The following is a 25469-nucleotide window of genomic DNA, read 5'->3' on the forward strand; positions in this document are numbered from 1 at the left end:
GCGGACGAACGATAGGACACTGAGCATGGGCTCGTTGGACGGCAAGATCGCTATCGTCACCGGCACCAGTCGCGGTGTCGGCGACGGTATCGCCGAGGAATTGTTACGCGCGGGCGCCACTGTGATCGGCTGTGCCCGGTCCCCGATGGATGAACTGCCGGCGGCCGCCAGGGTGGCCGGCGGACGGGAACGCTCCGCCCAGTTGGTCTGCGATCAGGGCGATTACCACGCCATCGACAGATTCGTCAGCCAGGTCGTCGAGACGTACGGCCGGATCGACATCCTGGTCAACAATGCCGGCGGAACAGTTCCTAGCCCCAGCGTCGAAGCCGTACCCGAACTCGTGCAACGGATTCAGGGCACGCGGCGCAGCACCGACGATTTCGAGCGCAGCGTGCTGTTCCACTCGTTCGCCATCCAGATGAACCTGATCAGTCCGCTCTGGTTTGCCATCCGGGTCTGCCCGGAGATGCGTCGCGGCGGTGGTGGGTCGATCATCAACATTTCCAGCGGAGCGGGCCATCCGGCCGGGTCTCCCACGTTGGTCTCCTATGGCGCCGCGAAGTCCGGATTGAATCACCTGACCCGATCGCTGGCCCAGGAGTGGGGCCCGGCGATACGGGTGAACTGCCTTGCGCTCGGTCCGACGATGACGGATAACTTCCAGAGTTTCGTGTTGCCCGCAGACGACAAGGACGGCAGCACGTACTTCCGGAAGGTGCCGCTCAAGCGGGCGGGCGGCGCCGACGAGGTGGGACGGACGTGCGTGTATCTGTGTAGCGGCCAGGCCGACTACATCAACGGCACCACCATCGAGATCGATGGCGGCATGCTGCCCGGCGTCCTCTACGAAGCCGGACTGAAGACCATCACCGACCTGATGTGAAACATGACAACGGAGTTCCCTTGACGTACAGAGTGATTCAGTTCTCCACCGGAAACGTCGGCCAGCATTCGCTGCGCCACATCATCGAACACCCTGACCTGGAACTGGTCGGGGTTCATGCCAGCAGCCCGGCGAAGGTGGGCCGCGACGCCGCCGAACTGTGCGGCATGAGCGAGCCCACCGGGATCACCGCCACCGACGATCTGAAGGCACTGCTGGACCTCGGCGCCGACTGTGTGGTCTACACGTCGCAGGGGGAGACCCGAGGTCCGGGTGCGCTCGACGAGATCACCGCGTTCCTGCGCGCGGGCACCAATGTCGTTGCGTCATCGATGGTCTGGCTGGTGAACCCCGATGCGGCCGACAAGTGGCTGCGCGATCCACTCGAGGCGGCCTGCCTCGAAGGCGGATCGACGATGTATGTCAATGGTATCGACCCCGGCTTCTCCGGCGACATGCTGCCGTTTGCGGCGTTGAGCCTGTGTCAGTCCGCAACGTCGGTGCTGGTTCAGGAGGTCTTCGACTACGGCAGCTATGACGACGCCGAGTTCACCGGCGTCAGCTTCGGTTTCGGCCTCACCCCCGAACAGGACCCGCCCGTGATGTTCCTTCCGGGTGTCCTCCGCTCGATCTGGGGAGGGCCCGTCGCACATCTCGCGGAATGCCTGGGAGTCGAACTCGACGAGCTGCGGGAACGTCACGAAACCTGGGTCACGCCGACGGTGATCGAGTGCACGATGATGCGGGTCGAACCGGGACAGGTGGCTGCCGTCCGGTTCGCTGTCGAGGGGATCAAAGACGGCGAACCCGTCATCGTCATGGAACACGTCAACCGACTCACCCAAGCTGCGGCACCCGACTGGCCCTACCCACCCGACGGTCGCGGTGGCGTGCACCGGGTCGTCGTGACTGGCCGGCCAGGAGTCGAGATCAACGCGCATGTGGGTTCAGGGGATCTCGATCAGAATGACGGCGGCGTGATCGCCACTGCGGCAAAGGTGGTCAACGCCGTCGCCGCGGTATGTGCCGCCCGGCCCGGGTTGGTGGCCTTGAGGGACCTGCCGATCGACCAGGTGCATGGTCTGATGCGATGACGGCGCCGACCCGGCGAGGGGAGACCCGTCAACAGCGTGGCGACGAAACGCGGGCCGTGATCATCGCCGAGACCGTGGCGTGCATCCTCGAAGAAGGTTTCGGCGCGGCGAGTGCCAAGCACATCACCGAACGCGCCAACGTGTCGTGGGGCGCCATCCAGTATCACTTCGGGGACCGGGACCAGCTTCTGATGGCAGTGGTGGACCAGGGCTTTGCCGGGCTCCAGCACCGACTCGCCGATATCGATATTCCGAATGGCCCACTGCGAGAGCGTGTCTCGGCTGTCGTAGAAGCCGCGTGGCCGGCATTCAGTGAGTCCACGTCGATGGCTGCGGTCGAGATCCTGGTGGCGACGCGGGTATCGCGCAACAACGAACTCAATTGCCACCTGGTGGAGATGAACGATGGACTCAATGCGCTCGGAGCCCGGCTGGTCCCCGAGCGCGACGGCACCGATATCGCCGATTTGATCTGGGCGTGCCTGCGCGGTCTGATGCTCCCGCAGATGATGTCGGCCGTGCCTTATGACTCGAGCCGGCAGCGGCAGACCCTCATCGATGTCCTGACGCTGTACCTCTCAGCCGAGAGCATTTTCGATCGCCGTTAGGGCGTTGCCTCAGCCTTTCTTGTACTTGTTGACGTAGTCGCTCATTGTGGCGAGTTGATAGCGCGACACTTCGTCGGCATTCTCATCCTCGGCGAACACCGACGAGACCATCACCGTGTCGGGGCGGTCATAGAAGCCGATCTCGGCGAGACCGCCGAAGAATTCATCCCAGTCGACGTCGCCGTCGCCGATCTTGAGGTGCTGGTGCACCCGGACCGGATTGCCCGGCGGGTTGGTGATGTAGCGCAATCCGTGGCTGCGGTGGTGGTCCATGGTGTCGGCGACGTGCACCAGTCGCAGTTTGTCGCCTGCAGCACGCATGATCGAGGTCATGTCACCCCCCATGTGGAAGGTGTGGCAGGCGACGTAGACCATGCCGACATTGGGGGAGTTGACACCGCGGATGACGCGTACCGCCTCCATCCCGTCCTCGACGAAATCGTCTGGGTGCGGATCGATCCGCACGTCGATTCCCTCGCGCTCGAAGATCGGAACCAGTTCCTCCATCGAACGGAAGAAGGCGCGTTCGGACTCCTCGGCCTTCTCCGGCCGGCCGGAGAACTCGGTGTTGATGACGTTCACGCCGAGGTCGACGGTGATCTGGATGACGCGCCTCCAATTTCGTACGGCAGCTTCGCGGGCGTCCTCGTCGGGACCCGACCAGCGCAGCACCGGCAGCACCGACGCAATCCCGACGCCGGCAGCCGCACATGCTGTGCGGAACTTCGCCACCAGATCGTCATCGGCCCGCGGGTGGTTGAAGAACGGAATGAAATCGCGGTGCGGCGTCAGCTGCAGGTACTCGTAACCGAGATCGGCCACCAGGCCGGGGAATTCGAGCAGCTCGTGGTCGTGGTGAAACGGCGTCGGATCGAGGGCGATCTTCATGGTCAAGCCCTCGGAATTGTTCGGCGGTCGACCATCGTGACCTCGACCGGGTTGCCGCTGTCCAACGACTCGACTCCGGCAGCGCACACGGCCGCAGCCGCGTAGCCATCCCATGCCGTGGGGCCGTCGGTGAAGTCACCTGTCGAACGCCCAGCCGATCGACCGCGGTGCACGGCGTTGACCCAGCGCTGGAACTCGGTGTCGTACGCCTGGCCGAAGCGCTCGCGGAAGCCCGGGGTGATCTGGCCGCCCCAGGAACCGGTCGCACCCTTGCGGATCAGGCCGACGTCGAGGCCGATCATCGCGCTGCCCTTTTCGGCGACGACCTCGGTGCGGACCTCGTAGGCGACGCCGGTGGTGACGAACAACTCGACATCCACGTGTTTGCCGGTGGCGGTGCGCATGATGGCGATCTGTGGGTCGGCGAGACCCTGCGGCGCAGCGGGATTCGCGGCGGGTTTGATGATCTGGATGGAGGTGATCTCCTCGCCGAACAGGAACCGGGCCACGTCGACCTCGTGGACCAGGGAGTCCTTGACGATCATCGCCGAGTCGAAGTGCGGCGGCACGGCGGGGTTGCGGTGCGCGCAGTGCAGCACCAACGGAGTGCCCAGTTCGTCATTGTCGAGCAAGGCCTTCAGTGCGGCGTACTCGTGGTCGAATCGGCGCATGAAACCGACCTGGATCAGGCGGGTGGACAACTCGGCCTCCCGCCTCACCACCTCGAGGGACGTTTCGACATCAGTGGTGAGCGGCTTTTCGCACATCACCGGTTTGGTGTGTTCGAGGCAGGCCAGCAGTTGCTTCTCGTGCGTAGGCCCGGGGGTGGCGAGGACCACGGCGTCGACGTCCGGGTCGGCGATCGCGTCGAGCGGATCGGCGATGGCGCGGCAGCCGGGAATGGTGGCGGCGAGCGCTTCGGCTTTGTCGGTGAGGTAGTCGTTGACGACGGCCACCCGGGCGCCGGAGATCGTGTTCTGGATACGGGCCACATGATCGGCGCCCATCACGCCGACGCCGAGGACTGCGATGCGCAGGTCAGACATGTTGGGATCCTTACTGATTGAATCGGACGGACGAGACGCCGCAGGACCCGAGGTATTGGCGGGTGCGCTGGGCGATCGGCAGGGGAGCGTCGACGTCGCAGGGGTACATGTCCTGCTCGACGATCGCGAAAACGTCGATACCGAGCTTCTCGACTGCGGCCAGCAGCGGTGGCATATCGGGAATTCCGCGCGGCGGCTCGGTCATCGCACCGAGTTTGACGGCCTCGCCGAACGGCAGATCCTCGGCGGCAACCTTGGCCCGTACCGCTTCATCGACCTGTTTGAGGTGCAGATAGCCGATACGCTCCGGCGCTTTTTCGATGATCGCGATGTTATCCCCGCCGCAGTAGCTGATGTGGCCGGTGTCCAGACACAGGTTGACGAACTGGCTGTCGGTGCCGTCGAGAAAGCGGTAGACGTTCTCCTCGGTGTCGACGTGGGAGTCGGCGTGTGGATGGTATTGCGCACGCACGCCGTACTTTTCGAACATCGCCTTACCGAGCTCGGTCATCCCGGCGGTCTTCTGCTTCCACTGTGCGGCAGTCAGGTTGCGGTCTTCGAGCACAGCACCGGTGGATGGGTCGCGCCACATTTCGGGGATGACCACGACATGCTTGCCGCCGACGGCCGCGGTCAGCTTTGCCACGTCCTCGATCTGCTTCCACACCGCGTTCCACGAGTCGTCGCCTCGGACTTCGGACTGGTGCAGATGCTCGAACACCGTGCCGGCCGAGAGCTTCAATCCCCGCGCGGCCAACTCGTCGGAGAGCTGGGCGGGATCGGTCGGCAGATAACCGTACGGGCCCAGCTCGATCCACTCGTAGCCGGCAGCCGCGACCTCGTCGAGGAACCGGGTGTAGGGGGTCTGATTCGGATCGTCGGGAAACCACACGCCCCAGGAGTCGGGCGCTGAACCCACCAGAATGGTGCTCACTATCGGGCCTTTCAGCTGTCAGAAGGTTTGATGAGAGGCCGCTGGATCTTCTTCCAGTCGGCGTATGTGCGATATGCGGTCCGCGTCGAATCCAGGGTGGATACCTCGGAAACTGGTACATCCCACCAGGATTCGCTATCCGGCGCGGAGATCGTCGGGTCGGTCTCGACGTGGATCACGGTCGTGCGATCGTTGGCCTTGGCGACTTTGACCGCGTCGGTGAATTCCGCCGCGGTGACCACCCGGATGACGTCGGCGCCGAGACTGGCGGCGTTGGCGGCCAGATCGACCGGAAGCTTGTCCCCGTCGAGGCGACCGTCATCGCTGCGGTACCGGTAGGAGGTGCCGAAGCGCTGGGAGCCCAACGCCTCGGACAGCCCGCCGATGGAGGCGAAGCCATGATTCTGGACCAGCACGACGATGACCTTGATGTTCTCCTGCACCGCGGTCACCAACTCGGTGGCCATCATCAGGTAGGAGCCGTCCCCGACCAGGATGAAGACGTCGCGGTCCGGTTCGGCCATCTTCGCGCCGATACCGCCGGCCACCTCGTAACCCATGCACGAGAAGCCGTATTCGACGTGATAGCCCTTGCGGTCGCGGGTGCGCCACAGCTTGTGTAGATCGCCCGGCATGGAGCCGGCCGCGCAGACCACCACATCACGCGGGTCCGAGAGCGTGTTGGCCAGCCCGATCACCTGGTTCTGGTTCAAACCAACAGAATCGGCGCCCTCCTCGACTCGGTACACCTCCGATACCGTGGCGTCCCACTCCTTCGCGAGATCAGCGGTCCGGGTGCGGTATTCGTCGCTCACCGAGTAGTCGCCCAGCGCGACGCCCAGTGCCTCGACGGCTTCACGCGCGTCCGAGACGATGCTGACCCCACCCTGTTTCACCGAGTCGATCGATGCCACGTTGACGTTGACGAATCGGACGTCGGGATTGTTGAACGCGGTTCGCGACGCGCTGGTGAAGTCGCTGTAGCGGGTGCCGATGCCGATGACGACATCGGCCTCCGTCGCGAGCGCGTTGGCCGCCGTGGTTCCCGTCGAGCCGATGGCGCCGACCGATTGCGGGTGGTCGTAGCGCAGTGACCCCTTGCCGGCCTGGCTCTGGCCAACCGGGATGCCGGTCTTCTCGCAGAACGCGGCCAGCGCGTCGGTGGCGTCGGAGTAGATCACGCCGCCGCCCGCCACGATGAGTGGCTTCGTCGCGGATCGAATGAGCTCGGCAGCTCGGGCGATCACCGAACGTTCCGGTAGCGGCCTGGCGACATGCCAGGTGCGTTCTGCGAAGAGGGATTCCGGCCAGTCGTGGGCCTCGGCCTGCACGTCCTGCGGGATGGCCACTGTCGCTGCGCCTGTTTCAACGGGGTCGGTGAGGACGCGCATGGCGCCGAGTAGCGCCGCCGGCAGCTGCTCCGGGCGCCAGACCCGGTCGAAGTATCGCGACAGTGGTTTGAACGCGTCGTTGACGGTGACGTCACCCGACGACGGCAGTTCCAGTTCCTGCAGCACCGGCGAGCTCACCCGGGTAGCGAAGGTGTCCGCTGGCAGTAGCAGCACGGGCAACCGGTTGATGGTGGCGAGCGCGGCGCCGGTCAGCATATTCGTCGAGCCCGGTCCGACGCTGGCGGTGACGGCCCAGGTCTGCAGACGGTCCTTCTGCCGGGCGTAGGCGACGGCGCTGTGCACCATGGCCTGCTCGTTGCGGCCCAACACATATCGCAGCGACGGCTCGGTGCCGGACTCGAGGGCCGTGAGCTCGTCCTGTAGCAGCGCCTGGCCGAGGCCCGCCACGTTGCCGTGGCCGAAAATCCCGAACGCGCCGGCGAAGAACTTGGTGCGCACACCGTCGTGTTCGACGTACTGCTTACCGAGGAACCGAATGGTGGCCTGTGCAACGGTGAGTCGCACGGTGGCTTCTCCGTCGGCGATCTTCTCGGCCCGCTTGGGTGCGGTGGAAACCACGGTCAGGCTCCTGTCTCGTGTAGCGGTAGACGGGGGTCCACGGGCTGGTCGTCCCAGGTGCCGCGGAGCCACGCATGTTCGGGGTCGTCGACGATTTTCCAGGCTCGCTCGGCGCCGGGTCCGGCCATCACGTTGAGGTAGTACATGTGGTATCCGGGAGCGGCAACCGAGGGACCGTGATAGCCGTGCGGCACCAGGACGACGTCACCGGTACGGACCTCCTCGAGGACCTCGATCGGGCGATCGGGCGTGCCGTAGACCCGGTGGTAGCCGAAGCCGCGGGAGCTGGAAGAAGTGTGCGGGCCTGGTCCCTCCTCGAACTCGAAGTAGTAGATCTCTTCGAGTTCGGACTGGGTCGGGGTGTTCTCATCGTGTTTGTGAGCGGGGTAGCTCGACCAGTTTCCGCCGGGCGTGATGACCTCACAGGCGATCAGCGAGTCGGCCTCGAACACGCCTGCGGTGCCGAAATTGTGCACCTGACGGCTGCAGTTACCTGCGCCGCGCAGCTCGACGGAGACGTCGGCCGCGGCCACCCGACGGTTCGGAAAGGAGTTTGTGGCGCTCGCCCCACAGATCGCGAACCGGCCTGCACCGGACAGCGTGTAGGTCTGGTCGATACCGATGTACACCATGTCGGCAGGGCCGTCGAAAACTGATGCCCGCGGCGATAATTCGAATGTTGTGGCACCGCAGTGCACTGAGCCGCCGCCGGCCAGCGGCAGGATCATCACCTCGGTGTCACCGGTCGACAGCGACAGGCTCTGCGCGTGTGCGCCGTCCAGTTCCACCACCTGCAGCGAGGATTCCGTCCAGCCCGCCGACTCCGGGGTCACATCGACGGTCCACGGCGCCGCCGCACTGCGCGCCGGAATATAGAGCTTGCTGTGCATGTCAGCGCACCATTGCCACTGCGGTTGCGACCGCGGAGCTCACGTCATCGTCGGTGGGATAGAGCAGCGTGCGCCCCACGATGAGTCCTCGCACGTTGGGCAGTGACAGCGCTTTCTCCCAACTGGCCATCGCCTCGTCGGGATCGGCAGGATCACCGCCGAGCAGCAAGGTCGGCATCGTGGTCGACTCCATCACCCGGTCCATCTCGTCGACGGCGGGGAGCTTCATCCAGGTGTATGCCGATGTGGAACCAAGGCCCTGGGCGATGTGTACAGACTTGATGACGGCGTCCGGGCTGAGGTCGTTGCGGACCTTGCCGTCGACCCGGGACGACATGAACGGCTCCACCATGGCGATCAGACCGTGCGCGGCCAGCTCGTCGATGGCCTGAGCGCATGCCGTCATCGTCGCGACGGTGCCCGGATCGTCGAGGGCGATGCGGCACAGCATCTTTCCGCCGTTCATGTTCGCTGCCGCGGTCGAGGCCGCAGTGGCACCCGTCATCCGGTCGTCGAACTCGAACGCCGAGCCCGCCAGGCCGCCCCGATTGAAGGACGAGAACACCACTTTGTCTTCGAGCGCGCCCAGCAGCACGAGGTCGTCGAGAATGTCCGATGTGGCGAGCACACCGTCGACACCCGGGTCGGCGAGCGCGGCGCGCAGGCGGTCGAGCAGGTCGATCCGGCTGTTCATCGCGGTCGGCCGGGATCCGACGGTCAGGGCGCCCCGGGCAGGGTGGTCGGCGGCCACGATCATCAGGCGGCCGTTGCCCCGCACCGTGGGTCGGGTGACGCGCGTCTGCCACGCGCGGGCGACCGCGCCCGGATCAGAGGCCCGCACCTCGGTGATCGCCGCGTAATCCGTGCAAACGGCGGCCTTGCGGATCGGGACAGCGCTGGACAACTCAGTGTTAGACATTGACGGCCTCCACGGCGGTTTGTTCGGCGAGCGCAGCTACCTCGGCAGCGGTGGGCATCGCGGTTGAGCATTCGAGTCGGGATGCGACGATGGCACCGGCGGCATTCGCGTAGCGCAACGTCTTCTCCAGCGGCCAGTCGTGCAGCAGGCCGTGAATCAGGCTGCCGCCGAAGCTGTCTCCGGCGCCGAGCCCGTTGACGACGTCGACCTCGTTGGGCGGGACGGTGACCGAGGAGTGCTTTGTCTTGCCCAGCACGCCGCGCGGTCCCTGTTTGACGATGGCCAGCTGGACGCCGAGGTCGAGCAGCGCGTCGGCGGCCTTCTGGGGGTTGGTCTCGCCGACGGCGATCTGGCACTCCTCGCGGTTACCGACGGCGACGGTGACGTGGGACAACGCCTGCTGCACCTGCTCGGTCGCGTCGGCCGCGCTGGCCCAGAACATCGGCCGGTAGTCGAGGTCGAGCACTGTCAGCGGCGCCCTGCCTCTAGCCGACCAGGCCGCGAAATGCGCACTGCGGCTTGGCTCTTCCGACAGTCCGGTGACCGTCGACCAATACAGGCGGGCGCTGCGCACGGCATCGAGGTCGAGCTCGGTCGGGGTGATCTGCAGGTCCGGGGCCGACGGCTTGCGGTAGAAGTACAGCGGGAAGTCGTCGGGCGGGAAGATCTCACAAAACGTGACCGGTGTCGGGTACTCGTCGTGGATCGCCACGTAGCGGTTGTCGACGCCCAGTCGTGCCAGTTCGCTGCGGACGAATCGCCCGAACGGGTCGTCGCCGGCACCGGAGATCAGCGCGGTGCGGTTGCCCAGGCGCGCGGCCGCGACCGCAACATTGGCTGCGCTGCCGCCGAGGAATTTGCCGAAGGATTGCACGTGTTCGAGGCCGACGCCGACTTGGAGCGGATAGATATCGACGCCGCTTCGCCCGATGGCGAGAACGTCCAATCGCTGGTTTGCTTGGTCGGTCAAGACTGACTCCCGGGTTCTGGCTTGCATGAAAACTGGGGCGGGCTCGGAGCAGCTGAGGATCATCTGGCGCCGTTTTCACTGTGCGCTCGGTCACCACGTCATGTCAAGAGTTTGTCCTGACATTCTTACTTTCAAAGGCCGCAAGGTACGCTGAGGCGCACTGTCAGCGAACCCGCCGTAGGTGGCCGAGGATCGGAGTGAGGGTGACCACGACACTGCCCATCGAGCTCGAACGGTCCAGCCCGGTGCCGCTCTATTTTCAGGTTGCCCAGGCGTTCGAAAAGGCGATCCTCGACGGTCACCTCAAACCGGGTGATCGCTTCGAGAACGAACTCGCACTGGCAAAGCGGCTCAACCTCTCCCGTCCTACCACGCGCCGCGCCATCCAAGAGCTTGTCGACAAGGGGATGCTGGTTCGCAAGCGCGGCGTGGGGACTCAGGTCGTCCAAGCGCCGGTGCACCGGCCGGTCGAGCTCACCAGTTTGTTCGATGATCTGGCCAGGGCTGGGCAGGAACCTGCGACCAAGGTGCTCGACTACGCCATCGGCCCGGCTTCGGATGAGATTGCCACACATCTGAATCTGCCTGCCGGCAGCGATGTTCTCATGGTTCGCCGATTGCGCAGCTCAGGTGGTCAGCCCTTGGCGCTGATGACCAACCATCTGCCTGCGGCCCTCGCCCCCGACCAGGATGAACTCGAGGCGGCCGGCCTCTATCAGGCGTTGCGTTCGCGCGGTGTGCACATCCGGCTGGCGCGTCAGCGGATCGGGGCGAAGGCCGCCGACCGCGAGGAAGCGCGATTGCTCGACGAGAAGCCGAAGGCGCCTCTCCTGGTGATGAGCCGCACCGCCTTTGACGATTCGGGTCGGATCGTCGAGTATGGAAACCACGCCTACCGCGCGTCGCGGTACTTCTTCGAGACAACCCTCGTCGACCGCTAGATTCTGCGGTTCCCGGCGTCACGCCCTCGTGAGGCTGTTCTCGGGGCTGGGCGGGTGTCCCTTCGTCGCCCAAGATCGGTCCAAAAGTCCGAATGTCAGGACAAACTCTTGACAACCTGATGTGAGCCGGATTACGTTTCCAGTCGTACCCGCGGACCGCTGACCATTTCGCACCTGTGCCCTCGAAACTGCTGCGCCAATTCCGTGAAGGGTGAGGTCGGCTCCGCTTCCTGGTTCGCGTGAGCGCCGCTTGAGCGTCTGTTAGTGCTGTGGTGCAAGGGATTTGGACCTACGGTCCGAGTAGGTCGACAGGCCGAGTAGCAGGGTCGGATTTTGACCTGCAGTCCTAATGTCCGAACAAACTATTGACATCTGCGTGTGATGCGTATTACATCGAAGCAGAATCGCCGAGGGTCGACCGAGTCGGCTGCGCCTAGCTTTATCCGAGAGGAAGAGTCCATGAAGTTGCAACGAGGCCCGCAGCGCCGTTGGGTCAAAATCGTCGGCATCGCGATCGCGGCGACCACGCTGGCGGCTTGCTCCAGCACCGGTGGTAAGCCCGCGGCGACCGGCGGCGGGTCGAATGCCGGCCAGGCGAACACGCCGCGGGTGACGATCGCGATGATCACCCATGAGGTGCCTGGTGACTCCTTCTGGGATCTGATCCGTAAGGGTGCGCAGGCCGCAGCCGACAAGGACAACATCGAACTGCGTTATTCCGCTGACCCGGAGGCGCCGAACCAGGCCAACCTGGTGCAGAGCGCCATCGACAGCAAGGTCGCCGGCATCGCGGTGACCTTGGCGAAGCCGGATGCGATGGCCCCGGCCGTCAAGGCCGCACTGGACGCGAACATTCCGGTGGTCGCCTTCAACTCGGGCTACGACAACTGGAAAGCCATGGGCGTCCAGGAGTACTTCGGCCAGGACGAGAAGATCGCCGGCGTTGCCGCAGGCGAGAAACTCAACACCGACGGCGCCAAGAAGATCCTCTGCGTCATCCAGGAACAGGGCCAGGTCGCGCTCGAAACCCGTTGCGCCGGAGTAACCCAGGGCTTCAAGGGCTCGACCGAGTTGCTCAACGTCAACTCCAAGGACATGCCGTCGGTGGAGTCGACCATCACCGCCAAACTGCAGCAGGACCCGTCGATCGACCACGTCGTCACCCTGGGTGCGCCCATCGCGCTCGCCGCGGTGCAGTCAGTCGGCAACGCAGGCAGCCAGGCCAAGATCGTCACCTTCGACACCAACGCCGCCCTCGTCGATGCGATCAAGAACGGCCAGGTCCAGTGGGCCGTCGATCAGCAGCCGTTCCTGCAGGGTTACCTGGCGATCGACTCGCTGTGGCTGTTCATCAACAACAAGAACCTGATCGGCGGCGGGCAGGCGACTCTGACTGGTCCGTCGTTCATCGACCAGTCCAACATCGATGCCGTGGCCGCGCTGGCCAAGGCCGGCACTCGCTAAGCGACGAAGAGGTACACCATGACTACTCAAGCCGACCTCGACCTCGGGACTCACAAGGTTGTCACCGATGAACGAGTTAGGGAGCAGAATCGCCTGCAGCGGTTGCTGATTCGGCCGGAAATGGGCGCGCTGATCGGCGCGGTGGGAATCTTCATCTTCTTCGCCATCGTGGCCGCGCCCTTCCGGAGCCCGGAAGCGCTGGCGACCGTGCTCTACGCCAGCTCGACGATCGGCATCATGGCGGTGGCCGTCGGCCTGCTGATGATCGGCGGCGAATTCGATCTCTCGTCGGGCGTCGCCGTCACCACCAGCTCACTGGCCGCGTCGATGCTGGCCTACAACCTGCATCTCAACCTATGGGTGGGTTCGGCACTGGCGCTGGTGGTCTCGCTGGCGGTCGGCTTCTTCAACGGCTACATGGTGATGCGGACCAAGATCCCATCCTTCCTGATCACCCTGAGCAGCTTCCTGATGCTCACCGGTATCAACCTCGCGGTCACCAAGCTGATCAGCGGCCAGGTCGCCACCCCGAGCGTCTCGGACATGCAGGGCTTCGACTCAGCCAAGGCGGTCTTCGCGTCGTCGTTCACCATCGGCAGTGTGTCCATCCGGATCACGGTGCTGTGGTGGATCCTGTTCACGGTGGTCGCCACATGGGTGCTGTTCAAGACCCGGATCGGCAACTGGATCTTCGCCGTCGGGGGCAACCAGGACAGCGCCCGCGCAGTCGGTGTGCCGGTGACCAAGGTCAAGGTCGGCTTGTTCATGTTCGTCGGCTTCACGGCGTGGTTCGTCGGTATGCATCTGCTCTTCTCGTTCAACACGATTCAGTCCGGGCAGGGCATCGGCAACGAGTTCCTCTACATCATCGCCGCGGTCATCGGTGGCTGTCTGCTCACCGGCGGTTACGGCACCGCCATCGGCACCCTGATCGGTGCCTTCATCTTCGGAATGACCAACCAGGGCATCGTCTACGCCGGATGGAATCCGGACTGGTTCAAGTTCTTCCTCGGCGCGATGCTGCTCTTCGCGGTGATCGCCAACAACGCGTTCCGTGCGTACGCGGCCAAGCGATAGGGAGAGAGATCACCATGAGTACCACTGCCGAAGCCCCCATCGCCCAAACCCCGGCCGGTGGTGGTGTGCCGCTGATCGAGCTCAAGGGCGTGGGGAAGAGCTACGGAAACATCATCGCGCTCAAGGACATCAACCTGCGGGTAGGTGCCGGACAGGTGACCGGTGTCCTCGGTGACAACGGCGCGGGCAAGTCGACGCTGATCAAGATCATCGCCGGCCTGCACAAGCCCACCGAAGGCGAGCTGCTGGTCGACGGCGAACCGATGACCTTCGAGTCACCCAAGGACGCACTGTCCAACGGGATCGCGACGGTGTACCAGGATCTGGCCGTCGTAGCCCTGATGCCGGTGTGGCGCAACTTCTTCCTCGGCCAGGAGCTGCGCAAGAAGGGCTTCCTGAGGTCGCTGGACATCAACGCCATGCGAGCCATCACCATCTCCGAGCTGCACAAGATGGGCATCGACCTGCCCGATGTCGACGCGCCGATCGGTTCGTTGTCCGGCGGTCAGCGCCAGTGCGTGGCGATCGCCCGTGCGGTGTTCTTCGGAGCCCGCGTGTTGATCCTCGACGAGCCCACTGCCGCACTCGGCGTGAAACAGTCCGGTGTCGTGCTGCGCTACATCACTGCCGCAAAGGAACAGGGTTTCGGGGTCATCTTCATCACCCACAACCCGCACCACGCGCATATGGTCGGCGACCACTTCGTCCTGCTCAACCGCGGCAAGCAGAAGCTCGACTGCACCTACGACGAAATCACCCTGGAGCACCTGACACAGGAGATGGCCGGCGGCAACGATCTCGAAGCACTCGCACACGAGCTGGGCCGCAAGTAATCTCCGACGCCGAACCCCCTCGACCGAACAGGTCGGCGGGGCTGTGGTTTTCAGCGCCGAGACAGGGCGAAGATGCGTAGCTCACGGCTCGTTCGCGTCACGTAGGCCCGATACATCGGGTATTCGCAGAACCGCTGCAGGCCTCGCTCTCGGTCGTCGCCGGTCAGCAGAGTCGCCGTCACCGGAACCTCTTCGCCGCCAATGGCCGCCAAGGCGTCCGGATTGGCGAGCAGGTTCGACGACCACGCCGGGTGGCGTTCTTGGCCGAAATTGCTGCCGAGAACCAGCAGGCGGTCCCCGTCGCGCAGAAAGCTGAGCGCGCTACGCCGAGGCTGGCCCGACCTTCTGCCCGTCGTCGTCAGCAGCATTCCGGGCAGCGAGGTAGGCCCGAACAGCGTGTACTTCCCATTCGTCGCAGCCATGACACGGCGATCCCACGGAACCAGCGCTCGGATGAACCGGGAGCCCGCCGGCGTCGAGGCGAACTTCATCACCGGCTGGAACAGCGGCGACGGCTCGGCACTGCCCCAGTGCGTCTGTGGAAAGGGTTGTTCATCTGGCACGGCAACATAGTGCACTGACCAAGATTCCGGCGGTGCCGGTTCGGGGTAAGTGCGTCAGACGGTGAACGCCGCCCGAAACGCCGTCAGCGCTGCCTCGCTGTCGCCGGCCGCCCAGCCCTCCATCGCGACGGTTCCGGTGTAACCCATCTCGGCTAATGCCCTGGCGACAGCGGGGTAGTGGATCTCGCCGGTTCCCGGCTCACACCGGCCCGGCACATCCGCGACCTGAATCTCGCCGATGGCATCGCCGCAGCGGCGGACCAGTTCGACGAGATTCCCTTCGCCGATCTGGGCGTGATACAGATCGAGGTTCATCTTGACGTGTGGGTGCCCGACGGCTTCGACCAGTGCGAGGGTGTCCTTCGCCCGGGCCAGCGGGACTCCCGGGTGGTCGAGGATTGTGTTGAGGTTCTCGACGCAGAACGTCACTCCTGCTTGCTCGCCGAGCGCGCCGAGTGCCTCGAGTCCGCGTAGTGCAGAGAGCCACATCGGCCCGGTGGACCGATATTGCGGTCGGGCTGCCTGGCCATCGATGAGCTCCCCGGTGTGCAGATTCAGTCGCGGAACCCCAAGTACCTCAGCGGCTTTGATGCTCATTGCCGCGGTCCGTAGCACTTCCCGGGCGCCGTCCGGGTCGTGGAGGTCACCGTGCAGATAGCCGGTCATCGAGCCGAACCGCGCACCGGTGGCAGCCAACGCGGTCAAGTCCTTGTCATCCCAGCTCCAGATCTCCACGCCGAACCCAAGGTCGGCTATCCGCTTCACCCGTTCGACGATATCGAGATCGGTGAACACCATTTCCGCGCTGACAGCCAGGTCGAAGCTCATGCCCGTACCGCCACGGCAAGCATGATCGGATGTCCACTGCGGACGAATTCGGCTGCGGCAAGTGCGATCTCCGGCGCGACGCGGGCGTCCTGGCCCGTGACGGATGGGGGATTGCCGGCCTGCACGTGTTTGACGAAGTCGGCGAACTGCGCGGTATAAGCGTCGTGGAACGACATCACGTACTCCCGATTTGCCTAGAACGTTCTAGAAACTAGACAAAGTAAAGCGGCCGCCGTGGCGTTCGTCAAGAAGTTACTAGAACGTTCTACACTGCGGGATATGCGGGACAGGCCGACACTTGCCGACGTTGCCGAGCGCGCCGGCGTATCACGGGCGTTGGTGTCGATCGTGATGCGCGAAGCGCCCGGCGCCAGCGATGCGACGCGACTGCGGGTACGCCGGGCCGCCGACGAGATCGGGTACCGGCCCGATCAGCGCGCGCGGATACTCCGTTCGCAACGGGCCAATCTCCTCGGGGTGGTCTTCACCGCAGGTCAGGAGTTTCATGCCGGTCTGGTCGACGGCGTCTACCTGGCGGCAAAATCACGTGGTTATGACGTGCTGCTCAGCTGTGTGACACCGCACCACGACGAGCGTGAGGCCGTCCGCACGCTGCTCGACGACCGATGTGAGGCCCTGGTGCTGATCGGCTCGGAGTTGCCGGTCCGGGAGCTGTCCGGTCTCGACGCCAACCTTCCGGTCGTGGTGATGGCCCGCAAGGTGCGCGGTGTCGATGCGGTTCGCACCGATGATGTGGCCGCCGCCGAACTCGCCGTCTCTCACCTCGCTGCTCTCGGCCACTCGGCGATCACTTTTCTGGACGGCGGCCGCGCGCCCGGTGCGGCCGAGCGGCGCAAGGGTTTTCGCAAGGCGGCAGCCGCCCTGGAGGTGACGGCACAGACCGTCGACGGCGGAAGCACCGAACGTGAGGGCGCGACGGCTGCCGCCGGAATGATCGCGGCGCGGTCGAGTCTGCCCACCGCTGTCATCGCGTTCAACGACCGCTGTGCGCTGGGCTTCATCGATGTGGCGATCAGAGCCGGAGTTCCGATCCCGCACGATATTTCGGTCGTCGGCTTCGACAACAGCCCGCTGGCAGGTCTGGCTCATGTCGACCTGACGACGATCGGTCAGGACAGTGCCCGGCTCGCTGAGCTTGCCGTCGCCCGCGCGGTGGAACGGATCGACACCCCGGCAGACACCGTGGTCGATGCGGTATCCGAACCGCGGCTTGTGGTGCGCGGTTCGACGGCGCCGCCTCGTTAGGGCGCGCTACCGCGGCTCCGTTGGTGCGTCGTCGTCTGCTTCGGGGTGGAGGAGTTCCTCGGGGTGGTGGTGTTTGTTGATGCGGCCGTGGCCGGTGTCCAGCTGTGGTGGTGGGATCCATTCGGTGCGGCCGTCTTTGCGTTTCCGGGTGCGCCACCCGCCGGGTGTGACGAGCCGGTTGTGGGGGCCGCAGGCCAGGGTGAGGTCGTTGATGTTGGTGTGGCCGTCATCGGCCCAGTCGCATTCGGCGTGGTGGACTTCGGTGAGGAATCCGGGGACGGTGCAGCCGGGGAATGTGCAGCCGCGGTCTTTGGCGTGCAGGACGATCCGCTGATCGGCCGAGGCGATCCGCTTGCTGCGACCCAAGTCCAGTACCCGCCCCATGTGGTCGAAGATCACCAGGTAATGAAACGCGTGGGAGGCCAGNCGGACGACGTCGGTCATCGGCATGCGGGTGCCACTCGAGGTGACTGCCAGCCCAGCCCCGGATTCGAGTTCTGTGAGGGTGGTGGACACCACGACGGTGACGGGCAGCCCGTGGTGGCTACCCAGTTCTCCNGAGGACAGGGTGTTGCGGCCCATCGCCGTCAGTGCGTCATGCTGGCGCTGGGCGGGGGTGCGGCGATCAGTCTGAACCTGTTCCTGGCTGGGTCGGCCTTTGGACAGGGTGTTGCGGCCCATCGCCGTCAGTGCGTCATGCTGGCGCTGGGCGGGGGTGCGGCGATCAGTCTGAACCTGTTCCTGGCTGGGTCGGCCTTTGACACAGGGGGTCTCGTCGTCGGGGTTGCACATGCCCGGTGCGGCCCATTTCGAGAACACCGCCTCCACCGTGGCCCGCAACTCCCGGGGTGATCTGCCCGGAGATGGTGGACATCGCATCCGGGCCCTGCCGGCCGATGGTGACCCCGCGTTTACGGGCCGTGGCCCGCAACTCCCGGGGTGATCTGCCCGGAGATGGTGGACATCGCATCCGGGCCCTGCCGGCCGATGGTGACCCCGCGTTTACGGGCCCGGTCGGCATCGGAGAACTCCCCATCGGGATTGACCAGCGCAGCAATCAGGGCTGCTGCTTTACGCAACTCTTCGGGCCCGAACTCGGCGGCCACCCCAGCCAACTCGGCGTCGGCTTTCTCCCGGGTCGGCGTATCCACCCACACCGGCAGATCCACCCCAGCCAACTCGGCGTCGGCTTTCTCCCGGGTCGGCGTATCCACCCACACCGGCAGATCCGTGAAGAATCCCCGAATGATCGCACTATGCTCGCCACCGATGACCCCGGCAGCTTGGCCGGCCGCGACGTGCGGCATCCGCGGCGCCAACGGCTGTCCAGTCAACGCCCTACGCTCACCCAACTCCTCGGCGTCCCTGAGCCGCCGCTTGGCGTCTTTGGGGCTGATGCGTAGTGCGGTGGTCAACACATCGCTGAAATTCTTCGCGCCCAACTCTTTCGCCGACCCGTCTCAAGCGGTGTTCGATCACCGGCTGACACCGCGTCAGCGTGTCCAACCGCACCAACACCTGCACCACGTCAGGACCGGTCAACTCGTCCCACGACACCCCGGCCAGCGCCTCGACCGCACCCTCCAGCCGCGACACCGCGGTAAACGCCGCGTCGCGATCGAAGGCCAGGGCCGAACTCATGCATCGAACATTAGTTCGAACCACCGACAGGAACGTGCACCCTCCAGCCGCGACACCGCGGTAAACGCCGCGTCGCGATCGAAGGCCAGGGCCGAACTCATGCATCGAACATTAGTTCGAACCACCGACAGGAACGTGCCGTGTGCCTCACTGAAAATGCGCGCGTCCGCCCAGTGGATGGGGTTGACGTTGACACAACGCAGAGCAATCACCGAGGCGGCGCCCACCTGCTATCAGCAGGAGAGTAAACGCGACAAAGGCAAGTCGCTCGCAGCGGCGCTACAGCCCACGATCGTCACCGCCCGCGGTCGCCGGCCGGGCAAGACCGCCAAATGCGTGTTGGCGGCACTCAACGACATCGGCCGCAAGATGCCGTTCCCGACGCTGGGCGTGGACTCCGACAACGGATCGGAATTCATCCATGAACACCAACAGCGCGCACGTTTACGTGAGTCAACTTGCCTTTGCCCGCCCTGTCCACCCGCACGGGCCACTTGGCCTCACTGCGGTGTTCCGTCGGCGTCATCAGCGAAGGCATCGATTGCCGACGCAATGCGCGCACTGGCATTGTGAAGCACGGCTTCGCCATGTCCGAACCCGGCGATCTGCGCTCCTGTCGCCGCGAGTTTGTTCAGCGAACGGGTTGCGGCTTGTCGATCGACGTTGAAGACACCGAGGATCACCTCGCCATGGAATTCGGCGACCGCATCGCCCGTCAGGATAGTGTCGGCATCGGGCAAATAGAGCGCAATGCTGCCGGGTGTGTGTCCAGGGACGCCCAACACAATTGCGCCCCCGGCGAAATCGAGACTGTCACCGTCGCTCACAACCCGGTCCACCCGACACGGCGGGCTATGAGGCGGCTCGCTGGTAGCGGGATGAATCGACTGCTCCCGAGGTGTCAGGATCGGCAGCGGACCACGCTCAATGCCCCGCACATAGGCAGCGTCCGCATCCCCGGCGATCACCTCTGCCCGCGACCACCCGGCGATCTCCGCTGCCGAACCGGCGTGATCCTCGTGGAAATGGGTGAGCACAATCCTCGTAACGTCTTGCTGACTCTTTCCAAGTGCGGATAGTGCCTCCAGGATCAACCCAGCGCTGTCCGGCCAGCCCGTATCGATCAGTGTCACGCCATGGTCATCTACCCACAGGTAGCAGTTGAGCAGATGAGCCGCACCCCCGGCTATCCGGAGTCGGTACAGCGACGGGGCCAACTGCAGCAGGTCAGGAGACGACATGCGCTGACGCTATCCGTGCCCGATCATCAAAGGCCACCGAAGCCCAGGTTTTCCCCTACCGGCGAAATCACCAAGCTCAGGTTCCGATCATAGGAACTCAACAACGTCGACTCTGTCGCAACAGAAACCGCAGTGACACAGGCGACTTCGCATCCGTCGGATCCACCCGAACTCGCCTTCGGTGAAAGAGGTAGGCCGGCTAGCGAGGTTCCATGCCCGCTGCGCGGTAGGCCGCATCCACGAACGCCATGTTGTCGACGGCATCGGCCGTACCGATCGGCAGAGCAGCTCCATCGAGCACGTGCGCGGCGAACGCCTCCAACTGATAGGTGTATGACGCACGGGTGCCGAGTTTTTCGACGCGGGTGCCCTCGGAGGTCCGAATCGTGAGCCGGTCGTCGTCATTGGGTTTGATGAAGTCGTGCACCATCGCATCCCCGGCGCTGCCGAAAGCCCGGACGGTGAACCGGTACTCGTCGGCGACCATGGTGTGGCTGGTGTGACCTGTTGCGCCGCTGGGGAAGACCAGCTCGACATCGCAACTCTCGTCGACACCGGTGCCGCGCTGTACCGCAGTGGCGCCCGTGATCTCGGGTGCACCGCCGGTCAGCCCACCGAACATCCGCATCACATGCAGGCCGTAGCAGCCGAGGTCCATGAGGGCACCACCGGCCATCTCAAGCGACCAGCGAGGGTCGTCAGGCCCCGGTTCGGGCATCGTCATCAACACTTCGACCCGTCGGAGCTCGCCGAGTGTGCCGCCGGCGGCCAGCGCCAGTAGTCGTCGCATCACCGGATGGAACAGGTAGTGGAACCCTTCCAGCACCGTGACACCCGCGACCTCCGCAGCCGCGGCGACCTCCGCAGCCTCAACGCGATTGCGGGCGAATGGCTTCTCCGAGAGCACGGGCTTACCGGCGGCGATAGCGGCGAGGTTCCACGGCGCGTGCAGTGAGTTTGCCAACGGATTGTAGATAACGTCGACCTCAGGATCATTGATCACCTCGTCGTACGATCTCAAAACCTTTTCCACGCCATATTTTTCGGCAAATCCCTGAGCCCGCCCGCGATCCCGGGCGGCGACAGCGACCAGTCGGTGGCCCAGCTCGTTGGCCGGCCCGACGATGGCTGACTCCGCGATCCGGGATGCCCCGAGCACGCCGATCCGCATACCTGTCATGCCGGGCTCTTGACCCCTCGCAGGAACTCGACACTGGCCAGCACGTCACCCAACGGGCCCGCATCGGTCGGCTCGGCGTCCAGAATATTGTCCTGCTCCATGACGTACCAGCCGTCATAGCCGTTGTCTTGCAACGTCTTCACGATGCCCGCGATGTCGACGTCACCGGCACCGAGCGGCACATACATCCCCGCGGCCACTGCCTCGGTGTAGGTCATCTCACCCGACTGCACCTTTGCGGCGAGTTCGAGATCGACGTCCTTGAGGTGGGTGTGCTTGATGCGCCCGGGCACCTGCAGTGTCAGGGCCAGTGGATCGGTTCCGCCGATCAGCAGGTGCCCGGTGTCCAGACACAGGGGGATCGCCGAACCTGCCAGCACTCGGTCGACGTCGTCGCGGGTCTCGACCATGGTGCCGACGTGCGGGTGCAGCGTCGCGACCAGGCCCTGCGCGGTCACCACCTCAGAGATCCGGTCCAAGTTGGCGAAAAGCGTTGTCCACTGGGCATCGTCGAGTTCTGGTCGGGAGTCGTAACCTTCGGCGCCCGTCGACGCGGCGAGTACCACCACATCGGCGCCGGCAGCGACCAGGGATTCCAGCGGACCGGCCAGCTCATCCAACGGATCGTGGCCGGTGTCATGCAGCAGCACCGGCACGAACCCCCCGACGCAGGTCAGCCCGAAGCGTGCCAGCGTCGCCGTCAACTCCGCGGGGTCTGCAGGCAAGAACCCGTCCGGGCCGAGTTCGGTTGCGGTCAGACCTGCTTCGCGCATCTCGGTCAGCACCCGCTCGGGAGAGAGCTGGTAACCCCAACCCGGAACCTCGCAGACCCCCCACGAGATCGGGGCTCCGGCAATACGAAGGGCACTCATGACTCACGAACCTCCTTGATGGTGACCGGTGCGCCACGGCGCAACGACTCGGCGGCTGCTTCGGCGATCCACGCCACCTCAACGGCATCGGCCACGGTGGCACCCAGGACGGGGCCACCCTTGACGACTTCGACGAAACCGGCCAACTCGGTGCGGAACGCCTCGGTGAAGCGGTCCATGAAGAAATTGTGGGGCTGCCCCACGGGGAACCCGGATGGGCCGGAGTTCTCCGGGTCCATGTTTCGCACCGGGACACCCTGGTCCCAGCCGGCGACGACGGTGTCGTCGAAGCCGTGCACCTCGAGCCGGCAGTCATAGCCGCGGCCGTTGTATCGGGCGTTCGAGATCACGCCAAGGGCGCCGCCGTCGAACCGCACTACGACGGCCGCGGTGTCGACATCACCGTATTCGGTGAACAGTGGGTCGCCCTGCACTGTGCCGGTGGCGTATACCTCGACGGCTTCCTGTCCGGTGATCCAGCGGACGGTGTCGAAATCGTGGACGGCGCAGTCCCGGAAGATGCCGCCGGAACCTTTGATGTAGTCCAACGGCGGGGGAGCGGGATCCATCGTGGTGCTGCGCACGGTGGTCAGGTGGCCTAGGGCGCCGCTGTCCACCGCCACCTTGGCGGCCGCGAAGGCCGCGTCGAACCGGCGCTGGTAACCGATCTGGACCGGCACACCGTTGCGGGCGATCGCCTCGGCGACCTTGGCGCTCTCGGTCGCCGTCGAGGCGACGGGCTTCTCGCAGAAGGTGGGTAGACCGCGTTCGACCGCGGCCAGCGTCAGCGAGGCGTGGGCCGGGGTGGCCGCGGCGACGACGATGCCGTCGACGCCGGAAGCGAACAGTGCATCGACCGAATCAACTGGTGTGGCACCGTATTTCGTCGCAATCTGCTTGACGATATCGGGCCGCTCGTCGGTGATCAGCAGGCCGTCGAGACCGGGGAGGTTCATCAGCGTATCGGTGTGGAAAGCGCCGATGCGGCCGAGCCCGATCAGTCCTAACGTGGTCATGGAATTCTCCGTTCATCCTGGCCGCGAAGGGCGGCGTCGAGTTGTTCTGCGGTCTGCTTGGCGGCCAGCGCGGCCAGGACGGTGTCGACCTGGCTGGCGGGTGCCAGGCTGCCGATGGGCTGGTCCCGGTCGAGGTTGGTGGGGAACGGGTAGCCCTCGGCGGTGGCGACGACGGCGTTACGGATGTCCTGCGTGGGACGGCCGGCGGCCTGCATGGCCTGCAGCGATGGATACACCGCCCGGATCATCGCGCCGCGGTCCAGCGACTCCATTGCACGGCCGAACGGCGACGACACCTGCAGCAGGTTGGCCATCCGCTTGATATCGGTCGACTTGTTGGTGCCTGCAGCGTGATAGAGCGCCGGGTTGAAGAAGACCGCGTCGCCCTTTCGCAGTGGAATCTGCACCTGATGCTCGGCGAAGAACTCGATGAACTCGGGCCGGTAGAACGCGATATAGCCCGCGGCGAACTTCTGGGAGTGCGGCACCAGCATGGTCGGGCCGCTCTCGATGGGCATGTCGCAGTGCGCGACAGCACCCTGCAGTGTCAGGACCGCCGACATGCGGTGCATGTGTGTCGGATATGCCCCAAGCTGGTCCTCGTTGACGAAGCCCAGGTGGTAGTCGCGGTGGGGAACCTGCGCTGCACCACCAGGATTGACGACGTTGACCTGCGAGGTGACCTGGTAGACCGGTCCCAGCCAAGCCTGCGACACCATCGCCAGCGCGTCGTTGGCGTAGTAGTGGGCGAATACCGCCGGGGAGTGCAGGGCGAGTTTCTGGGCGGCGTTCCAGAGACGGTCGTTGGCGCCCGGCTTGCCGAAGTGGTCACCGGCGGCCCCGCCGGCCGCGCGCTGCGCGCGGATCAGATCGCGAAACGCCTCACTGGCCGCGTCCACGACGTCGTCTTCGAAAGCTCCCTCGATGACGATGACGCCAGGACCGTCCGCGAAGGCGTGGATCAGCTCGGCCTGCACGGCTCGGCGCTCAGCGTTGGCGATGCCCGCCGCGGTGTACACCAGCACGCCGGACCGGACATCGTTGGCGTGGGGGTAGTCGGCCAGGGCCGTAGGTCGGAGTACCTGGCCGCGGAAATCGTCGAGGCTGCAGTCGGCCTCCTCGATCCAGGCGTGCCCGGCCGCAGTCGAGGAGGTGACGAATGGGGTGGACATGGCGCCAAGTCTTGCTGTGGAATGAGCCACAATCAACACCACAAACCCATCAAAAAACCATCAGGTCAGCGGTCGCACCAGTAAGGAGCCGTCACCGTGGGGCACCGGTACAAAGTCCGAGAAATCGCTCAGCAGTCCGGCCTGAGCGAGGCCACGGTCGATCGTGTCCTCAACAACCGGCCCGGCGTCCGGGAGAACACACGCGCCGAAGTGCAGCAGGCCATCGCCGATCTAGACAAACAGCGCGCTCAGCTCCGCCTCAACGGCAGGCGCTATCTCATCGACGTCGTCATGCAGACGCCTCAGCGGTTCTCCGATGCGTTCCGTGGCGCCGTGGAGGCCGAGCTGCCCACTTTTGCTCCGGCGATGCTGCGGGCCCGTTTCCATCTGTGGGAGTCGGGCGCGACGGCGGCGACGGTCGAGCAGCTGGCCCGGCTGCGGGGCAGTCACGGTGTCATCCTCAAGGCGGCCGACGATCTCGCGGTGGCCGAGGCGATCGACGGTCTGGTCGAGGCCGGCACTCCCGTCGTGACCTACACAACTGACGTGCCGAACAGCTTGCGGTACGGCTATGTCGGTATCGACAACCACGGCGCAGGCGTGACTGCGGCGTATCTGATGCACCAGTGGCTTTCGGCGGGTGCCGCCTCAGCGAACATCGCCGTGTTGATCACCCTGTCGAGGAATGTCTTCCGCGGCGAGGGCGAACGCGAGGTCGGCTTCCGGTCGGCGCTGCGCGGCGCGGGTCTCGACGTCATCGATGTCACCGACAGCGACGGTATCGACGCCACCAATGAACGGTTGGTGCTCGACGCGCTGCGCCGCCACCCGGAGATCGAGGCGGTGTATTCGGTCGGTGGCGGCAACGCGGCCACGGTGGCTGCATTCGAGAAGTTGGGGCGGGCGTGCAGAGTCTTTATCGCCCATGACCTCGATGCCGACAATCGTCGGCTTTTGCGCGACGGCCGGATCTCCGCGGTACTGCACAACGACCTGCGCGCCGACGCGCGGCTGGCGCTGCGGATGATTTTGCAAGCCCGCGGTGCGCTTCCTGCTGAACCGGTGCGGCCGGTGCCCGTGCAGATCGTCACCCCATACAACATTCCCGGCTGACTTTGTGCGCTGAGCGGTTGCCCAGGATGAGTTCAGGGACTCAAATTCGTAAGTTAC

General features: G+C 65.1%; 24 protein-coding genes and 1 pseudogene. 9 read left to right on the plus strand and 16 right to left on the minus strand.

Annotated features, from left to right (window positions below):
- Nucleotides 1-25: 25 nt before the first annotated feature.
- Genes H7J73_RS05280 through H7J73_RS05290 form a run of 3 tightly spaced genes read left to right on the plus strand, consistent with a single transcriptional unit; the run spans nt 26 to nt 2588 of the window.
- Nucleotides 26-886, plus strand: a complete 861-nt coding sequence (locus H7J73_RS05280) for an SDR family NAD(P)-dependent oxidoreductase (RefSeq protein WP_264066194.1) — start codon at nt 26-28, stop codon at nt 884-886.
- A gap of 20 nt (nt 887-906) precedes the next feature.
- Nucleotides 907-1980 carry an NAD(P)H-dependent amine dehydrogenase family protein gene (locus tag H7J73_RS05285; protein ID WP_264066195.1) on the plus strand — a complete coding sequence of 358 codons (1074 nt, stop codon included), beginning with the start codon at nt 907-909 and terminating at the stop codon, nt 1978-1980.
- Nucleotides 1977-2588 (plus strand): TetR/AcrR family transcriptional regulator, encoded by a 612-nt coding sequence (locus tag H7J73_RS05290; RefSeq protein WP_264066196.1) that lies wholly within the window; start codon nt 1977-1979, stop codon nt 2586-2588. Before H7J73_RS05285 ends, H7J73_RS05290 begins: the two co-directional genes overlap by 4 nt.
- A 9-nt stretch (nt 2589-2597) precedes the next feature.
- Here H7J73_RS05290 and H7J73_RS05295 read toward each other — a convergent pair whose 3' ends face one another.
- Genes H7J73_RS05295 through iolC form a run of 7 tightly spaced genes read right to left on the minus strand, consistent with a single transcriptional unit; the run spans nt 2598 to nt 10205 of the window.
- A complete protein-coding gene (locus tag H7J73_RS05295; protein WP_264066197.1) occupies nt 2598-3476 on the minus strand; it encodes a sugar phosphate isomerase/epimerase family protein in 879 nt (292 codons plus the stop codon).
- Between the two features lie 2 nt (nt 3477-3478).
- Nucleotides 3479-4522 (minus strand): Gfo/Idh/MocA family protein, encoded by a 1044-nt coding sequence (locus tag H7J73_RS05300; RefSeq protein ID WP_264066198.1) that lies wholly within the window; start codon nt 4520-4522, stop codon nt 3479-3481.
- Between the two features lie 10 nt (nt 4523-4532).
- A complete protein-coding gene (locus H7J73_RS05305) occupies nt 4533-5456 on the minus strand; it encodes a sugar phosphate isomerase/epimerase family protein (RefSeq protein ID WP_264066199.1) in 924 nt (307 codons plus the stop codon).
- A gap of 11 nt (nt 5457-5467) precedes the next feature.
- Nucleotides 5468-7426, minus strand: a complete 1959-nt coding sequence (gene iolD / locus H7J73_RS05310; protein WP_264066200.1) for a 3D-(3,5/4)-trihydroxycyclohexane-1,2-dione acylhydrolase (decyclizing) — start codon at nt 7424-7426, stop codon at nt 5468-5470.
- A gap of 2 nt (nt 7427-7428) precedes the next feature.
- Entirely contained in the window at nt 7429-8316 is an 888-nt protein-coding gene (iolB, locus tag H7J73_RS05315) for a 5-deoxy-glucuronate isomerase (RefSeq protein WP_264066201.1), read from the minus strand.
- Between the two features lies 1 nt (nt 8317).
- Complete coding sequence (locus tag H7J73_RS05320; protein WP_264066202.1) at nt 8318-9235, minus strand: Cgl0159 family (beta/alpha)8-fold protein; 918 nt, start codon at nt 9233-9235, stop codon at nt 8318-8320.
- Nucleotides 9228-10205 (minus strand): 5-dehydro-2-deoxygluconokinase, encoded by a 978-nt coding sequence (gene iolC, locus H7J73_RS05325; protein ID WP_494337793.1) that lies wholly within the window; start codon nt 10203-10205, stop codon nt 9228-9230. Before iolC ends, H7J73_RS05320 begins: the two co-directional genes overlap by 8 nt.
- A gap of 203 nt (nt 10206-10408) precedes the next feature.
- Between iolC and H7J73_RS05330 the strand changes: the two genes are divergently transcribed.
- The 4 genes from H7J73_RS05330 to H7J73_RS05345 all read left to right on the plus strand — a co-directional run bounded on the left by H7J73_RS05330 (nt 10409) and on the right by H7J73_RS05345 (nt 14520).
- Nucleotides 10409-11146, plus strand: a complete 738-nt coding sequence (locus H7J73_RS05330) for a GntR family transcriptional regulator (protein ID WP_264066204.1) — start codon at nt 10409-10411, stop codon at nt 11144-11146.
- Nucleotides 11147-11605: 459 nt separating this feature from the next.
- On the plus strand, nt 11606-12610 hold the full coding sequence (locus H7J73_RS05335) for a substrate-binding domain-containing protein (RefSeq protein ID WP_264066205.1): 1005 nt from the start codon (nt 11606-11608) through the stop codon (nt 12608-12610).
- An 18-nt stretch (nt 12611-12628) separates the two neighbouring features.
- Nucleotides 12629-13687: an ABC transporter permease gene (locus H7J73_RS05340; protein ID WP_264066206.1), complete on the plus strand. Its 1059-nt coding sequence runs from the start codon at nt 12629-12631 to the stop codon at nt 13685-13687.
- Nucleotides 13688-13701: 14 nt separating this feature from the next.
- Nucleotides 13702-14520, plus strand: a complete 819-nt coding sequence (locus H7J73_RS05345; protein ID WP_264066207.1) for an ATP-binding cassette domain-containing protein — start codon at nt 13702-13704, stop codon at nt 14518-14520.
- Nucleotides 14521-14570: 50 nt separating this feature from the next.
- Here the strand turns inward: H7J73_RS05345 and H7J73_RS05350 are convergent, their stop codons facing one another.
- From H7J73_RS05350 to H7J73_RS05360, 3 genes are read right to left on the minus strand one after another with little or no spacing between them, the layout of a single operon-like run.
- Nucleotides 14571-15083, minus strand: a complete 513-nt coding sequence (locus H7J73_RS05350) for a nitroreductase family deazaflavin-dependent oxidoreductase (protein ID WP_264066208.1) — start codon at nt 15081-15083, stop codon at nt 14571-14573.
- Between the two features lie 54 nt (nt 15084-15137).
- Nucleotides 15138-15911 carry a TIM barrel protein gene (locus H7J73_RS05355; protein ID WP_264066209.1) on the minus strand — a complete coding sequence of 258 codons (774 nt, stop codon included), beginning with the start codon at nt 15909-15911 and terminating at the stop codon, nt 15138-15140.
- Nucleotides 15908-16087, minus strand: coding sequence for a hypothetical protein (locus H7J73_RS05360; protein WP_264066210.1), 180 nt, complete (start codon nt 16085-16087; stop codon nt 15908-15910). Before H7J73_RS05360 ends, H7J73_RS05355 begins: the two co-directional genes overlap by 4 nt.
- A 103-nt stretch (nt 16088-16190) precedes the next feature.
- Here H7J73_RS05360 and H7J73_RS05365 point away from each other — a divergent pair, with 103 nt between their 5' ends.
- Nucleotides 16191-17177 (plus strand): LacI family DNA-binding transcriptional regulator, encoded by a 987-nt coding sequence (locus H7J73_RS05365; protein ID WP_264066211.1) that lies wholly within the window; start codon nt 16191-16193, stop codon nt 17175-17177.
- A gap of 6 nt (nt 17178-17183) precedes the next feature.
- On the opposite strand, the pseudogene H7J73_RS33945 reads toward H7J73_RS05365, so the two are convergent.
- The 6 genes and pseudogenes from H7J73_RS33945 to H7J73_RS05400 form a co-directional block, all read right to left on the minus strand.
- Nucleotides 17184-18595: pseudogene (locus tag H7J73_RS33945) on the minus strand (HNH endonuclease signature motif containing protein).
- Nucleotides 18596-19318: 723 nt separating this feature from the next.
- Entirely contained in the window at nt 19319-20059 is a 741-nt protein-coding gene (locus H7J73_RS05380; RefSeq protein WP_264066214.1) for an MBL fold metallo-hydrolase, read from the minus strand.
- 199 nt (nt 20060-20258) lie between these two features.
- Nucleotides 20259-21239 (minus strand): Gfo/Idh/MocA family protein, encoded by a 981-nt coding sequence (locus tag H7J73_RS05385; RefSeq protein ID WP_264066215.1) that lies wholly within the window; start codon nt 21237-21239, stop codon nt 20259-20261.
- On the minus strand, nt 21236-22111 hold the full coding sequence (locus tag H7J73_RS05390; protein ID WP_264066216.1) for a sugar phosphate isomerase/epimerase family protein: 876 nt from the start codon (nt 22109-22111) through the stop codon (nt 21236-21238). Before H7J73_RS05390 ends, H7J73_RS05385 begins: the two co-directional genes overlap by 4 nt.
- Nucleotides 22108-23127 carry a Gfo/Idh/MocA family protein gene (locus H7J73_RS05395; protein ID WP_264066217.1) on the minus strand — a complete coding sequence of 340 codons (1020 nt, stop codon included), beginning with the start codon at nt 23125-23127 and terminating at the stop codon, nt 22108-22110. Before H7J73_RS05395 ends, H7J73_RS05390 begins: the two co-directional genes overlap by 4 nt.
- Nucleotides 23124-24299 (minus strand): phytanoyl-CoA dioxygenase family protein, encoded by a 1176-nt coding sequence (locus H7J73_RS05400; protein ID WP_264066218.1) that lies wholly within the window; start codon nt 24297-24299, stop codon nt 23124-23126. Before H7J73_RS05400 ends, H7J73_RS05395 begins: the two co-directional genes overlap by 4 nt.
- A 96-nt stretch (nt 24300-24395) precedes the next feature.
- On the opposite strand from H7J73_RS05400, the gene H7J73_RS05405 reads away from it, so the two are divergent.
- Nucleotides 24396-25412: a LacI family DNA-binding transcriptional regulator gene (locus H7J73_RS05405; protein ID WP_264066219.1), complete on the plus strand. Its 1017-nt coding sequence runs from the start codon at nt 24396-24398 to the stop codon at nt 25410-25412.
- Nucleotides 25413-25469: the final 57 nt, after the last annotated feature.

Origin of the sequence: Mycolicibacterium komossense, assembly GCF_025822605.1 — a bacterium.
GTDB classification, from domain to species: domain Bacteria; phylum Actinomycetota; class Actinomycetes; order Mycobacteriales; family Mycobacteriaceae; genus Mycobacterium; species Mycobacterium komossense.